Genomic DNA, 12,797 nt, shown 5'->3' with positions numbered 1-12,797 from the left:
GGCGTGTCGGGCGGCGCCGTGCAGCATTGTGTCGGGGAGGTGTGGTGGCGGCTGAGTGTGCCCCTGGTGGGTGTGGTCGCTGGCGCGTGGCCGTGGCCGTGGCGCTTTATTGCGGCTTGTGAGCGTGTCGCCGAGCCTGCCATGTCGTTTGTCGGCGAGTGCCTGCCATGTTGCGTGCCGGCGCGACGGCGAAGCTGGTCTCAGCTGCCTTGGGTCAGGGCGGGCAGGCCGCGGTACGAGCGGCTTCGCACGCTCCGGGCGATGAACGAGATGACGGCCGGCAAGGCGAGGGCGGCGGTTCCGGTGAGTGCGGCGAGATACCCGGCGCCGCGGCCGAAGCCGCACTCAAGGCCGACCGGTCTCGGCAGCCGGAGGGAGTCCGCGGTCCTCGGCGGCTCCGGCGATGGCACCGACCCCGATGCAGAGCACGGGCATAGCCGCGCGGCACAGGGAGAACGCCCAGCCTGGCACGCCGCGCCACCGCAATGCGGTGAACCAACCGGCGATCAGCAGAAGCGGCAACAGGAGCAGCGCCCCATCGTCGGGTGCGCTACGGGCGGGTGAGCTGCACGCGGTCTGCCGGGTGGACGGTCTCGGTGCCGTCGGTGGCGGTCACCACGAGCACCGGCACGCCCTCGCCGAGGCGGTATTTGCGGCGTTCGGCGTCGGTGGGCATGCGGGCGATGGCGCGTTCGCCACGGGCCAGGGCGATGAGCTCGGTCGGTTCGGGAACGCGCACGAACGTGCCGCGCGGCCGATCGACGGTGACGAGGCCCTCGGTCCGCAGCTGACCGATCGCCTGCCGGACGGTGGTGCGGCTGATGCCGTATTCCTGCGCGAGGCGCAGCTCGCTGGGCAGCGGCTCACCGGGCCCCAGCTCCCCGGACTCGATCTGATTGCGGAGCAGGTCAGCCAGTTGGCGAAACACCGCGCGGTCCGCAGAAGGATCGATCATGCTCAACAGTTTACGTGACCACGTCGCTCCGTCATATTGTACGTATGACCAGGCGTTAGTACTATGTGGATGCCGCGCTGGAGAAGGCCGAGCTTGATCGCGCGGCAGGGCGGGCAGCAGTCCCACCACAGGAAGCAGCGGTTGCCGGACCCGGATGTCGCCCGTTCCATCGCCTTCGCGCCGGCAGCCGGCCCACGAGCGGCGACCCCATGCGGCCCCATGCGGCCACCGCGCAGCGCGACGGCTCCGTTCCGGTGGGTTGGCGGTGGCCGTCGCGACGCGAACGCTCCGAGTGAGACCGCTCCCTTGTCGTGGTCAGGCGATGGCTCGGCGCGTCGCCAAGGGAGGAGAGCACGACCAGTGACACGATGCCGACGCGGTAGCTGTCGGTCAGCTGGAAGATCAGGCCGAAGGCTCGTGCGGCGGTCATGGGCCCTCTGCCGCGCGGGTGCCGGGTGAACGGTCGAAGCGGTGCTGTGGCCGGCCGGGGCGCACGGCGGTCCAGGCGGTCGCCGCATTGGCGGGGATCGTGAGAGGCGTCTTCGCTGCCGACGCGGGTGGTTTGGTAGGGGTTGCTGCTCGGGCAGGCTGATGGTCGGCAGCGGTGGAGAGCGAACCGGCTCCCCGTGAGGGCGTCATCGTGGGGCCGGGAGAAGGCAGGATTGCAGCGATCCCGACGCCCTCGGGGGCCCGGCGCGCACGGAGGGGCGCCCGCGGAGTGGATGGCCGGGGCGCCCAGGAGAGGAAGCGCTCGTAGAAGTCGCCCGGCAGGGGCAGCCCGCGCGCAGCCAGCTCGACCATCGCGTTTTGCATCTGCGCCGCCAGGTAGACGGTCAGCACGGAACGGAACTCGCCGAACTCGGCCAGCAGAGCGGTTCGCGCATCCGGGCACGGCCAGGGCTGCCGGCAGACGCCACAGTTCCAACTAGGTCGGTCGACCAGGTGCGTCACGGTAGCCATACCTGCTCCCCGGGTGGTCATTTGTCATCGATGCCGGTCGGATGATCAGTTGCGCCGCAGCGCTCGGCACGCCTGGACCGCCCCGTGATCCGCACCCGAGGCCACGACAAGGGCGACCAGGGGCCAGGGCGTCCACGAATCGAGGGTGCTCGGGCCCGCGGGGCGTGAGTGATCGGGTCTGGGGCTCCGGGCGCCGAAGGCGATCGAAACTGGCCGCCTCGCAGCGACGCGGGCAATCAGGTACGGGCGCTCCACAGACGTGAGCGTCGGGCAGGAGCTCCGACGGAACCTGAGTGATTAGGGCGGCCCCGGACGCAGAGAGCGATCGGACCCCGGACGCCCAGAAAACGGCTCCAGCACCCGGGAGAAGAGAAGTGATCGGAGCCGGGCGGTCGAAAGTGGAACAGCCAGCCGCAGATGGGGGCGGCCTGCCGGGCTCGGGCCACCGGCCGTGACCTGGGGGGCCGTGGGACGGCGGCCCGAGCTTCATAGGCGGTGGGCGGGTCGTCATGCGCCCACCGCGGTCCTGTTGTGGGCGGTCATCGGTGCCGGGGTCTGCTGCTGGCGGGCCGGCGTGTGGTGGATGGTCGGGAACGGGGGGACCGGCCGCCGCCGGCCCGGGTGGAATGACGGCGACCGCCCCCGTTTGGTGTGTGGTTCAGGAGCGAGAGGGGGGTGCCGCCCGGCGGATCGGGGGCCTCCGCGGTGGAGGGCTGTGGCCGCCGGGCGGCGGATGTGACAGGGATACCTACACGGGGGAATGACCTGACGAACCTCCTTTGCCTGGTGGGCGGGGATGGGAATGCCCGGGGATGGAGGGGATCGCGTGGCGGGAACGGCAGCGGGGGAGCGGGCACCAGGCTGTCGACGCAAGGAGCGGTCAAACCGCAGCTGCATCGGCGCCAGAGAGACCGCCATGTGCGTCGATGCGCAGGGCTCACGGGCACTGGCGGATGGCTCTGACTTCGCCTAGGCATGGGAACAGTGTAGATGACTCGCGACTAGCTGTCTCCTATCAACTTGATATCAGACTAATAGTCTCGCGCCTACGGTCGATCATGTGGCAGCGAAACCGATCCGGCTCATGGGGGCGCACGAGATCCGCATCCGGCTGGGTGGGGTGAGCCGGCAGCGTGCGTACCAGATCACCAGCCGCGCCGACTTCCCCAAGCCCGTCGCCGACCTCGCCCAGGGCAAGGTGTGGATGACGGACGACGTCGAGGCGTGGATGAAGGTGCATCGCCGAGACCTCGACGACTCCGAGGACTGACCCGCAACCGAGCCGTGCGGGTGACCAGGGCGACCGAGCCGGAGGGTTCGGCGCCTCTGAGTCATGCCGGAAAATCCGATCTGGACAAAAGGGCTACGCCCGTCGCCCGGCGCTCGATGAACCCCGCCACCTCCAGCAGGGACAGGCGGCGCAGGACCGTGCGCAGCTCCAGGCCGGCCTTCGCGGCCAGCTCCTCGGGTGTCGCCGTTCCGCGTGCCGGGACGGCCTCGAGCACCAGCGCCGACTCCTCGTCCAGCGAGTCGCGCCGGCGCGCGGGTCCCCGCGGTGGGTCGACAAGGTATTCGCCGGCCTGCCCGACCGCCTCGAGCACGTGGGCCGGCCCGGTGACCAGGATCGTCTCGGGACGCTCGCGCAGCATCTCGTGGCACCCGACGGACACCGCCGACGTCACCGGTCCCGGCACGACCATCGCCGTCCGGTTGAGCGCCAGCACCCGGCTCATCGTCTGTGCCGCGCCGCTGCGGGCCGCGGCCTCCACCACCACCGTGCCGACCGTCGCCGCCGCGATCACCCGGTTGCGGACCAGGAAGCGGTGCCGCATCGGCTCCGCGCCCGGCGGCCACTCGCTGATCAGCAGGCCGGTCTCCGCGATGCGCTCGAACATCGCCGTGTTCCCCGCCGGATAGGGGCGGTCGACCCCGCCGGCGAGCACCGCGACGGTGCGCCCGCCGGCCGCCATCGCCGCCCGGTGCGCGGCGGCGTCGATGCCGAACGCGCCGCCCGAGACGACGGTCCAGCCGTGCTCGGCGAGGCCGTACGAGATCTCGTGGGTGACGTGCAAGCCGTACGGCGTCGCGGCCCGCGCTCCGACCACCGCGACCGAACGTTCGAGCGTCTCGCCCAGCGGCCACGGTCCGCGCACCCAGAAGCACAGCGGCGGCCGGACGTTCTCGATGATCCGCCCGGTGCCGTCGAGCTCGAGCGTCGCCAGCGACTCGACCCGGCGCGGCCACTCCTCGTCGGACGGCACCACGATCCGCGCGCCGAGCCGCTCCGCCCGCTCGACGGTGAGCTCCATCAGCCGCCGCGGCGCCAGGTCCTCCGCCTTTGCCTGCACCGCCGCCCGCTGGGCGGCCGTGGGCGCCTCGCCACGAAGGAACCGCGCGAGGGTCTCGGGCGCACCGTACTTCTCCACGAGCGACCACACGCTCTGGTTCCCCGGCTCGGCCAGCCAGGTGAGCGCCACCCGAGCGGCCCGATCCGCCGCGGGGGAAGTGGGCGCCGGGTCAGCCATGACGATCGCCCGTGCGCAGTTGAAGAGCCTCCATCACCTCGTCGCGTGCGGGGCGGCCGAGGCCGTCCAGGTCCGCGATGGTCCAGGCCAGCCGCAGCACCCGGTCGAAGCCGCGCGCCGACAGCAGGCCCATGTCGAGGGCCTTCTTCAGCTCGGCCGTGTCCGCCGTGGGCAGCCGCCACGGCTTTTGCCGCAGCTGCGAGCCCGGCACCTCCGCGTTGACCCGCCAGCCGCCCTCGGTCCAGCGCGCCGCCGCTGCCGCCCGGGCCTTGACGACTCGCTCCGCCACCACGGCCGACGGCGTGGCCGGCGTCGTCACCGTCAGCAGCTGAGCGGCCGTCAGCGGCGGCAGCGTCAGCCGGATGTCGATGCGGTCGAGCAGCGGACCCGACAGCCGCGCCAGATAGCGGCGGCGCACCAGCGGCGTGCACGTGCAGTGCTGGTCGCCCGCCGGGCTGGCGCACGGGCACGGGTTGGCCGCCATGACCAGCTGCACCCGAGCCGGGTACCGCGTCGTCCCGTTGGCGCGGCCCAGCACCACCCGCCCGGTCTCCAGCGGTTGCCGCAGGGCCTGGAGGGTCGAGCTGCGGATCTCGGCCGCCTCGTCCAAGAAGAGCACGCCGCGGTGCGCCAGCGACAGCGCGCCCGGCCGGGCCAGCCCGCTGCCGCCGCCGACCAGGGCGGCCGTGCTCGCCGTGTGGTGCGGCGCCTGGAACGGCGGGCGCCGGACCAGCCCACCGTGGGGCGGCAGTTCCCCGGCGATCGACTGGAGCGACGTCACCTCGAGCGCCGCCGCGTCGTCCAGTTCGGGCAGGATCGACGGCAGGCGCTCGGCCAGCATCGTCTTGCCGGCGCCGGGCGGGCCGAAGAGCGCCAGGTGATGCCCGCCCGCCGCGGCCACCTCGAGGCCGTACCGCCCCAGCTCCTGGCCCACGATGTCGGCCATGTCGGGGCCCGGCGCGGGCACCGCCGGCGCGGGTGGCGGCGGGTCGAGCAGCTCGCCCTTGGCGTGCACGAAGTCGACCAGCCGGTGCAGGCTGTCGACGGCTCGCACGGTCACTCCGGGCACGACGGTCGCCTCCCGGGCGTTCGCCAGCGGCACGATCACCTGGTCGATCCCGGCGCCCACCGCGGCCGCCACCATCGGCAGCACGCCGCGCACCGGGCGCACCGCGCCGTCGAGGCCCAGCTCGCCGAGGACCACGACGCCTTCGAGCGGGCGGGACGGCAGCTCGCCGGCCCCGGTCAGCAGCGCCGCCGCGATCGCCAGGTCGAAGGCGCTGCCGTGCTTGGGCAGGGCGGCCGGCAGCAGGTTGACCGTGATCCGGCGGTTGGGCCATGACCGGCCCGAGTTGACCACCGCGGCCCGCACCCGGTCGCGGGCCTCGTGCAGGGCGGTGTCGGGCAGGCCGGTCAGCACCACCGCCGGCAGCCCGGGGGAGAGGTCGGCCTCCACCTCGACGAGGTGGCCGGCCATGCCGACCAGGCCGACGCAGAGCACGCGGGCGTAGCTCATCAGAACGCCGCTCGAATGTGGACGACCTGGGTGGCGCCGCGCGGCTGGGGCAGCACCTCGATCACGTCGAAGCGCACCTCGCGGGCGCCCACCCGCGCCTCGTCGAGCCAGCGCGCGGCGAGGTGGCGCAGTTTTCGCCGCTTGTGCGGGGTGATCGCCTCGGCCGGGGAGCCGAAGCGGCCGCTGCGCCGGGTCTTGACCTCGCAGATGACGATGTCGTCGCCGTCGCGCAGCACGAGGTCGAGCTCGCCGTCGGCGCAGCGCCAGTTGCGGGTGAGGAGCTCGAGTCCGAGATCTTGGAGGTGCTGGGCGGCGACCCTCTCGCCGTACGACCCCAGCGCTCGCCGTTGCGTCGTCATGGCGCACAACCGTGGCCTGTTCGCGGGCCGCGTGCATCCGGCCCTGTGGACAAAGCGCGACAGAGTGCGATTGTGGAAAACCGGAGCGTCACCGGATCGGTGTGTTATGGCCCCACGTGTGGCATCGGCGTCCGTGGTCACCTACGGTGCGACATCGTGGAAGGACACCGCTACGCCGACGACTCCGAGCCGAGCTGGTACTCGGGTGGCCAGTACTCCCGGAGCACCAGCCCCGACGTCTCCGGCTCCCATCAGATCGGCAACCCGTACGACTCGGGGATCCACGAGCGGCCGAGCGGCGCGTTCCGCCTGCCCGAGCAGCGTCCCGCCGACCCGTACGCGCCGGCGGACACCGGCAGCCACGCCGCGCAGGCGGACGTGCGGGTGCCCGTGCGCGGTCCCGAGTACCCGACGATCAAGCCGCCCGAGCCGGTCGTGGCCCCGGCCCCGGTCTCGACGCCGGTCCCGGCACCGGAACCGGTCGCCAAGCCGGTCGCCGAGCCGACTGCCCTGGTTCCGCCGGTAACGCCCCGCAACCCCGTCTATCAGAGCCGTCGTCCCGCGACGTCCTTCCTGGTCGCGATCGTCATGGTCGTCCTGATGATCCCGGTTCTGCGCCTGCTGATCGACGCGACCTTCACCGGCGACCCGTCGGCCCGCTCGATCGTGCCGTCGGTGCTGCTCACGCTGGGTTTCACGCTGAGCGGCATCGGGCTGTTCGCGATCGCCAAGGGCGGCACCATCTCGCGCGAGGCCTGGTTGCGCCCTCCGGTGGCGTACCTCCCGGCGGGTTTGATCTTGCTGGTGGCGGCCGGGCTAGCGGTGGCATAAGGGCACCCCACGGCTTGGCGTATGCTGGTTGACGGCGACCGCCTCGTGCGGCCGACCTCGCGCGCCCTCTGCCGGGTGCCTCACTTCGTCAGGTGAAACGCCACGGCAGCGACGGCCCTCCCTGGTCTCGATCATTTCGGGTCCGACTGTGGCCGGCGACCGGGCGCCAGGACGCTCACCGCCGGTGAGCGTGACAACCAGGGACAACAGGGAGCAACCCACCATGGCCGTCGTGACCATGCGCCAGCTGCTGGAGAGCGGTGTCCACTTCGGGCACCAGACCCGGCGCTGGAACCCGAAGATGAAGCGCTTCATCTTCACCGAGCGCAACGGTATCTACATCATCGACCTGCGCCAGACCCTCGACTACATCGAGAAGGCGTACAGCTTCGTGCGGGACACCGTCGCCGAGGGTGGCCACATCCTCTTCGTCGGCACCAAGAAGCAGGCGCAGGAGGCCATCGCCGAGCAGGCGACGCGCGTCGGCCAGCCGTACGTCAACCACCGCTGGCTGGGCGGCATGCTCACCAACTTCCAGACCGTGTACAAGCGCCTTCAGCGGATGAAGGAGCTCGAGGCCCTGGGCGACCTGAGCGGCACCGCCGCCGGGTACACCAAGAAGGAGACCCTCCAGCTCTTCCGCGAGAAGACCAAGCTCACCAAGACCCTCGGCGGTCTGCGTGACATGACCAAGACGCCGTCGGCGATCTGGGTCGTGGACACCAAGAAGGAGCACATCGCCGTCGACGAGGCCCGCAAGCTGGGCATCCCGGTCATCGCGGTGCTGGACACCAACTGCGACCCGGACGAGGTCGACTTCCCGATCCCGGGCAACGACGACGCGATCCGCTCCGCTGAGCTGCTGACCAAGGTCATCGCCGCCGCCGTGGCCGACGGCCTCATCGCCCGCTCCGGCCGTGGCCGTGGTGGCGCCGACGAGAAGCCCGAGCCGGGCACCGTCGCCGCCGGCGAGCCGCTGCCCGAGTGGGAGCGCGACCTGTACGAGGGCGCCGAGAAGAAGGCCGCCGAGGCTCCGGCCGCCGCGGAGGCTGCGGACGCCGAGCCCGTTCCGGCCGCCGCCACCCCCGCCGAGTAAGTCAGCCAAACCCGAACTGACATCGAGAGAGAGTCATGGCTAACTACAGCGCCGCGGATGTGAAGAAGCTCCGCGATCTGACCGCTGCCGGCATGATGGACTGCAAGAAGGCCCTCGACGAGGCGGACGGCGACTTCGACAAGGCCGTCGAGTTCCTCCGGATCAAGGGCGCGAAGGACGTCGGCAAGCGTGCCGGCCGCACCGCGGCCAACGGCATCGTGTCGCACTACGGCAACGCGCTGCTCGAGCTCAACTGCGAGACCGACTTCGTCGCCAAGACCCCCGACTTCGTCGCGCTGGGTCAGCGTCTGGTCGAGTTCGGCGCCAAGAACAACGTCGCCGACGCCGCCGCCCTCTCGGCCGCGGTGCTCGAGGACGGCAAGTCCGTCGCCGACACGATCCAGGAATACTCCGCCAAGATCGGCGAGAAGATCGTCCTGAACCGCTTCGTGATCGTCGACGGCACCGTCGCGGTCTACCTGCACCGCAAGGCGCAGGACCTCCCGCCGCAGGTCGGCGTCCTCGTGCAGTACGAGGGCAAGTCCGACGAGGCGGCCGACGCGGACGCCCGCGGCATCGGCATGCAGATCGCCGCCATGCGCCCGCGCTTCCTCACCCGCGAGGAGGTGCCGGCCGACGTCGTCGAGTCGGAGCGCCGCATCGCCGAGGAGACCGCCAAGGAGGAGGGCAAGCCCGAGAAGGCGCTGCCCAAGATCGTCGAGGGCCGGGTGAACTCCTTCTTCAAGGACTTCGTCCTGCTCGAGCAGGCGTCGGTCGTCGACAACAAGAAGACGGTCAAGCAGATCGCGGAGGAGGCGGGCCTCAACATCACCCGCTTCGTCCGGTTCGAGGTCGGCCAGGAGTAATCCGGCCCACCGAGCTAGAGGCTAGGGAGGCCGGGAACGCGATTCTGCGTCCGGCCTCCTCCTCACATAAGGTCTCAGCTGAGTACTAGGGGAAGGCGGGTCTCGATGGTGACCGACAAGCCCAGGCGGGTCGTGCTGAAGCTCTCCGGGGAGGTGTTCGGCGGCGGCGCCGTCGGCGTCGACCCCGACGTGGTGCAGGGCGTCGCCGGCCAGATCGCCACCGTCATCCGCCGGGGCATCCAGGTCGCCGTCGTGGTCGGCGGCGGCAACTTCTTCCGCGGCGCCGAGCTCCAGAAGCGCGGCATGGACCGCAACCGTGCCGACTACATGGGCATGCTCGGCACCGTGATGAACGCGCTCGCCCTGCAGGACTTCCTCGAGAAGGAGGGCGTCGAGACGCGGGTGCAGACCGCGATCACGATGGCCCAGGTCGCCGAGCCGTACATCCCGCTGCGTGCCATCCGTCACCTCGAGAAGGGCCGCTGCGTCATCTTCGGCGCGGGCGCCGGCATGCCGTTCTTCTCCACCGACACCGTCACCGCCCAGCGCGCGCTCGAGATCCACGCCGACATCGTGCTGATGAGCAAGAACGGCGTCGACGGCGTCTACACCGCCGACCCGCGCATCGACCCGACGGCCCAAAAGCTCGAGACCGCCACCTACCAGGAGATTCTCCAGCGCGGGCTGCGCGTGGCCGACCAGGCCGCCTTCAGCCTCTGCGAGGAGAACAAGCTGCCGATGCTCGTCTTCGGCGCGGAGGGCGACGACACCATCGTGCGCGCCGTCAGCGGCGAGAAGATCGGCACCCTGATCACCGCCTGAAGCTCCCTGACATCCCCGCACCACCGAGACAAGCTAGGAGGCGAGAAGAGCCGGTGATCGACGAGACCCTCTTCGAGGCCGAGGAAAAGATGGAGAGCGCGGTCGAGCACGCCAAGGAGGAGTTCGCCGCGATTCGCACCGGGCGGGCCACTCCGGCCATGTTCTCCAAGATCCTGGTGGACTACTACGGCGCGCCCACGCCGGTGACGCAGATGGCCTCGGTCGGCGTCCCGGAGCCGCGCATGGTCATCGTGAAGCCCTACGACGCGTCCCAGCTCGGGTCGATCGAGCGCGCGATCCGCGACTCGGACCTCGGGGTCAACCCCAACAACGAGGGCACCCAGCTGCGCATCCACCTGCCCCAGATGACCGAGGAGCGCCGCCGCGAGATGATCAAGGTGGCGCGCTCCAAGGCGGAGGAGGGCCGGGTGGCCATCCGAAACGTCCGCCGCAAGGCCAAGGAGCAGATCGACAAGCTGGTCAAGGACGGCGAGACGGGCGAGGACGAGGGCCGTCGCGCCGAGAAGGAGCTCGACGACGTGACCCACCGCTATGTCTCGGTGGTGGACGAGCTCGTCAAGCACAAGGAAGCCGAGTTGCTCGAGGTCTGATGTCCTACCTCGATCCGCGTGCCGGGCAGACTTCCGGCGACGACACGAGCGTGCCGGCGCCGTACGCCTATGACGTTCCGGGCAAGACGGCCTGGCACGCGGCCGAGAACGCCCCCACCAGCCAGCTGCCGCTGGTGCAGCCCGAGGAGGAGGCGGCGCCCCCGCCGAAACGTGGCCCGGGCCGCCGCCGAGCCAAGGGAGGTGCGCCCGGCGTGCCCACGACCAGCCGCGCGGGCCGCAACCTGCCGGCCGCCATCGGCGTGGGCGTCGGCCTGGTCCTGGTGGTCCTCGCCTCACTGCTCTTCTGGGGCCCGGCCTTCTTCGGCGTGATCGTGATCGCGTCCGGGGTCGGCGTCTGGGAGATGGTCCGGGCGCTGCGCTCCTCCGGCGCCAACGCCCCCGCCGTCCCGCTGCTCGCCGGCTCGGTGCTGATGACCGGGCTCGCCTGGTACGGCGGCACCGACGCCCTCCTGCTCGGCCTGCTGGTCACCGTGCTCGCCGCGATCGTCTGGCGCCTCGCCGACGGCCCCGCCGCCTTCCGCCGCGACCTGACGGCGAGCGTCCTGATCGCGGTCTACGTGCCGTTCCTGCTCAGTTTCGGCATCCTGCTCTTCCTGCCCGATCACGAGGACGGCCGCTGGCGGGTGCTCTGCACGCTGCTCGCCGTGGTGCTTTCCGACACAGGCGGCTACGCGACCGGCGTCTTCTTCGGCAAGCACAAGATGGCCCCGTCGATCAGCCCCGGCAAGACCTGGGAGGGCTTCGCCGGCTCCGTCTGCGCCTCGGCGATCGGCAGCGCCCTGCTGCTCTACTTCCTGCTCGACATCCAGGTCTACTGGGGCCTGCTCTTCGGCGCCCTGATCTCGGTGGTCGCCGTCGTGGGCGACCTCGCCGAGTCGATGCTCAAGCGCGACCTCGGCGTCAAGGACATGAGCAACCTGCTGCCGGGCCACGGCGGGCTCATGGACCGGCTCGACTCGATCCTGTTCGCCGTGCCCACCGCGTACCTCCTCTTCGCCCTGATCGCGTGGGCCCAGTGAACTTCCCCGAGCGTGCGAGACTTGTTCTGCCATGACGATTCTTCCGGTCATCCCGACCAGCCCCGACAAGCCCGACGCGGTCACCACCCGTCGCCGCCCGGCCATGCCCCCGCGTCACCTCGCCGACATGGACCTGGCCGCCCGCCAGGCCGCCGTGACGGCGCTCGGCGAGCCCGCGTTCCGCGCGAAGCAGCTCTCCGCCCACTACTTCGGCCGGCTCGTGCGCGACATCGACGAGATGACCGACCTGCCGGCCAAGACGCGCGCCCGGCTCACCGGCGATCTGCTGCCGACGCTGCTCACCCCCGTACGAGAGCTTGCTTGTGACGAGGGCGCCACGCGCAAGGCGCTGTGGCGGCTGCACGACGGGGCGCTGGTCGAGAGTGTCCTGATGGGCTACCCCGACCGGGTGACGGCCTGCGTCTCCAGCCAGGCGGGCTGCGGCATGGCGTGCCCCTTCTGCGCGACCGGCCAGCAGGGCCTGACCCGCAACCTGTCGGTGGCCGAGATCGTCGACCAGGTGGTCTACCTGGCCGGCGTCGCCGCCTCGGGCGCGGTCACGGGTTCGCCGCCGCGGCTGTCGCGGGTGGTGTTCATGGGCATGGGCGAGCCGCTCGCCAACTACCCCCGGGTGATCGAGGCGGTCCGCCGGCTGACCGCTCCGGCGCCGGAGGGCCTGGGACTTTCGCAACGGCACATAACCGTCTCCACCGTGGGTCTCGTGCCCGCGATGCGGCGGCTGACGGCGGAAGACCTGAACGTGACCCTTGCGCTGTCCCTGCACGCCCCCGATGATGATCTGCGCGATGAGCTAGTGCCCGTCAACCAGCGTTGGAAGGTGGCCGAGGTGCTCGATGCCGCGTTCGACTACGCGGCGCAGACGGGACGCCGGATCTCGATCGAGTACGCCCTGATCAGGGACGTCAACGATCAGCCGTGGCGTGCCGACCTGCTCGGCAAGCTGTTGCGCGGCAAGCTGGCCCATGTGAATCTCATCCCGCTCAACCCGACACCGGGCAGCAAGTGGGATGCGAGCCCGAAACCGGTCGAGCGCGAGTTCGTCCGCCGCCTTCGCGAGGCCGGCGTGGCGACGACGGTCCGCGATACCCGGGGCCGGGAGATCGACGGCGCGTGCGGCCAGCTGGCCGCGGGCGAGCTGACGGAGGCGAGCGCTGGGGGCGCGGCCGACGCGGAGGTGGCACAGTGACTGGGCGTA

The 12,797-nt window shown here is 71.2% G+C and carries 13 protein-coding genes; 8 read left to right on the top strand and 5 right to left on the bottom strand.

Going from position 1 to position 12,797, the window contains the following annotated elements:
• Positions 1 to 550: 550 nt before the first annotated feature.
• Together Ade02nite_RS03630 and Ade02nite_RS49020 are read right to left on the bottom strand one after the other, a co-directional pair.
• The gene (locus Ade02nite_RS03630; RefSeq protein ID WP_203760052.1) at positions 551 to 955 is read right to left on the bottom strand and encodes a winged helix-turn-helix domain-containing protein; all 405 of its coding nucleotides are present in this window, start codon (positions 953 to 955) and stop codon (positions 551 to 553) included.
• Between the two features lie 426 nt (positions 956 to 1,381).
• A complete protein-coding gene (locus Ade02nite_RS49020) occupies positions 1,382 to 1,915 on the bottom strand; it encodes a hypothetical protein (protein ID WP_239168489.1) in 534 nt (177 codons plus the stop codon).
• A 1,084-nt stretch (positions 1,916 to 2,999) separates the two neighbouring features.
• On the opposite strand from Ade02nite_RS49020, the gene Ade02nite_RS03620 reads away from it, so the two are divergent.
• Positions 3,000 to 3,185 (top strand): DNA-binding protein, encoded by a 186-nt coding sequence (locus Ade02nite_RS03620; RefSeq protein WP_097318473.1) that lies wholly within the window; start codon positions 3,000 to 3,002, stop codon positions 3,183 to 3,185.
• A gap of 61 nt (positions 3,186 to 3,246) precedes the next feature.
• Here Ade02nite_RS03620 and dprA read toward each other — a convergent pair whose 3' ends face one another.
• Genes dprA through Ade02nite_RS03605 form a run of 3 tightly spaced genes read right to left on the bottom strand, consistent with a single transcriptional unit; the run spans position 3,247 to position 6,315 of the window.
• Positions 3,247 to 4,440, bottom strand: coding sequence for a DNA-processing protein DprA (dprA, locus tag Ade02nite_RS03615; RefSeq protein WP_203760051.1), 1,194 nt, complete (start codon positions 4,438 to 4,440; stop codon positions 3,247 to 3,249).
• Entirely contained in the window at positions 4,433 to 5,956 is a 1,524-nt protein-coding gene (locus Ade02nite_RS03610; protein WP_203760050.1) for a YifB family Mg chelatase-like AAA ATPase, read from the bottom strand. The genes dprA and Ade02nite_RS03610 overlap by 8 nt, the downstream gene beginning before the upstream one ends.
• A complete protein-coding gene (locus Ade02nite_RS03605; protein ID WP_203760049.1) occupies positions 5,956 to 6,315 on the bottom strand; it encodes a YraN family protein in 360 nt (119 codons plus the stop codon). The genes Ade02nite_RS03610 and Ade02nite_RS03605 overlap by 1 nt, the downstream gene beginning before the upstream one ends.
• Positions 6,316 to 6,471: 156 nt before the next feature.
• Between Ade02nite_RS03605 and Ade02nite_RS03600 the strand changes: the two genes are divergently transcribed.
• The 7 genes from Ade02nite_RS03600 (at position 6,472) to rlmN (ending at position 12,788) form a co-directional block, all read left to right on the top strand.
• Positions 6,472 to 7,146, top strand: coding sequence for a hypothetical protein (locus tag Ade02nite_RS03600; protein ID WP_203760048.1), 675 nt, complete (start codon positions 6,472 to 6,474; stop codon positions 7,144 to 7,146).
• A 223-nt stretch (positions 7,147 to 7,369) separates the two neighbouring features.
• Complete coding sequence (gene rpsB / locus Ade02nite_RS03595) at positions 7,370 to 8,242, top strand: 30S ribosomal protein S2 (RefSeq protein ID WP_203760047.1); 873 nt, start codon at positions 7,370 to 7,372, stop codon at positions 8,240 to 8,242.
• 35 nt (positions 8,243 to 8,277) lie between these two features.
• Positions 8,278 to 9,108 carry a translation elongation factor Ts gene (gene tsf / locus Ade02nite_RS03590; RefSeq protein WP_203760046.1) on the top strand — a complete coding sequence of 277 codons (831 nt, stop codon included), beginning with the start codon at positions 8,278 to 8,280 and terminating at the stop codon, positions 9,106 to 9,108.
• A 105-nt stretch (positions 9,109 to 9,213) separates the two neighbouring features.
• Entirely contained in the window at positions 9,214 to 9,930 is a 717-nt protein-coding gene (pyrH, locus tag Ade02nite_RS03585) for a UMP kinase (protein ID WP_203760045.1), read from the top strand.
• A 53-nt stretch (positions 9,931 to 9,983) separates the two neighbouring features.
• Positions 9,984 to 10,541 (top strand): ribosome recycling factor, encoded by a 558-nt coding sequence (gene frr, locus Ade02nite_RS03580; RefSeq protein ID WP_203760044.1) that lies wholly within the window; start codon positions 9,984 to 9,986, stop codon positions 10,539 to 10,541.
• Positions 10,541 to 11,581: a phosphatidate cytidylyltransferase gene (locus Ade02nite_RS03575; RefSeq protein WP_203760043.1), complete on the top strand. Its 1,041-nt coding sequence runs from the start codon at positions 10,541 to 10,543 to the stop codon at positions 11,579 to 11,581. Before frr ends, Ade02nite_RS03575 begins: the two co-directional genes overlap by 1 nt.
• 31 nt (positions 11,582 to 11,612) lie before the next feature.
• The gene (gene rlmN / locus Ade02nite_RS03570; RefSeq protein ID WP_203760042.1) at positions 11,613 to 12,788 is read left to right on the top strand and encodes a dual-specificity RNA methyltransferase RlmN; all 1,176 of its coding nucleotides are present in this window, start codon (positions 11,613 to 11,615) and stop codon (positions 12,786 to 12,788) included.
• Positions 12,789 to 12,797: the final 9 nt, after the last annotated feature.

It is taken from the genome of Paractinoplanes deccanensis (assembly GCF_016862115.1).
Lineage (GTDB): Bacteria > Actinomycetota > Actinomycetes > Mycobacteriales > Micromonosporaceae > Actinoplanes > Actinoplanes deccanensis.
The sequence above is the reverse complement of the archived record's forward strand: the minus strand, read 5'-3'. Positions and strand labels throughout refer to the sequence as shown.

What these genes read in the sequence shown, in the direction of transcription:
- Ade02nite_RS03630 (WP_203760052.1), bottom strand. Translation starts at nt 955, where the DNA reads ATGATCGATCCTTCTGCGGACCGCGCGGTGTTTCGCCAACTGGCTGAC.
- Ade02nite_RS49020 (WP_239168489.1), bottom strand. Translation starts at nt 1,915, where the DNA reads ATGGCTACCGTGACGCACCTGGTCGACCGACCTAGTTGGAACTGTGGC.
- Ade02nite_RS03620 (WP_097318473.1), top strand. Translation starts at nt 3,000, where the DNA reads ATGGGGGCGCACGAGATCCGCATCCGGCTGGGTGGGGTGAGCCGGCAG.
- dprA (WP_203760051.1), bottom strand. Translation starts at nt 4,440, where the DNA reads ATGGCTGACCCGGCGCCCACTTCCCCCGCGGCGGATCGGGCCGCTCGG.
- Ade02nite_RS03610 (WP_203760050.1), bottom strand. Translation starts at nt 5,956, where the DNA reads ATGAGCTACGCCCGCGTGCTCTGCGTCGGCCTGGTCGGCATGGCCGGC.
- Ade02nite_RS03605 (WP_203760049.1), bottom strand. Translation starts at nt 6,315, where the DNA reads ATGACGACGCAACGGCGAGCGCTGGGGTCGTACGGCGAGAGGGTCGCC.
- rpsB (WP_203760047.1), top strand. Translation starts at nt 7,370, where the DNA reads ATGGCCGTCGTGACCATGCGCCAGCTGCTGGAGAGCGGTGTCCACTTC.
- tsf (WP_203760046.1), top strand. Translation starts at nt 8,278, where the DNA reads ATGGCTAACTACAGCGCCGCGGATGTGAAGAAGCTCCGCGATCTGACC.
- pyrH (WP_203760045.1), top strand. Translation starts at nt 9,214, where the DNA reads ATGGTGACCGACAAGCCCAGGCGGGTCGTGCTGAAGCTCTCCGGGGAG.
- Ade02nite_RS03575 (WP_203760043.1), top strand. Translation starts at nt 10,541, where the DNA reads ATGTCCTACCTCGATCCGCGTGCCGGGCAGACTTCCGGCGACGACACG.
- rlmN (WP_203760042.1), top strand. Translation starts at nt 11,613, where the DNA reads ATGACGATTCTTCCGGTCATCCCGACCAGCCCCGACAAGCCCGACGCG.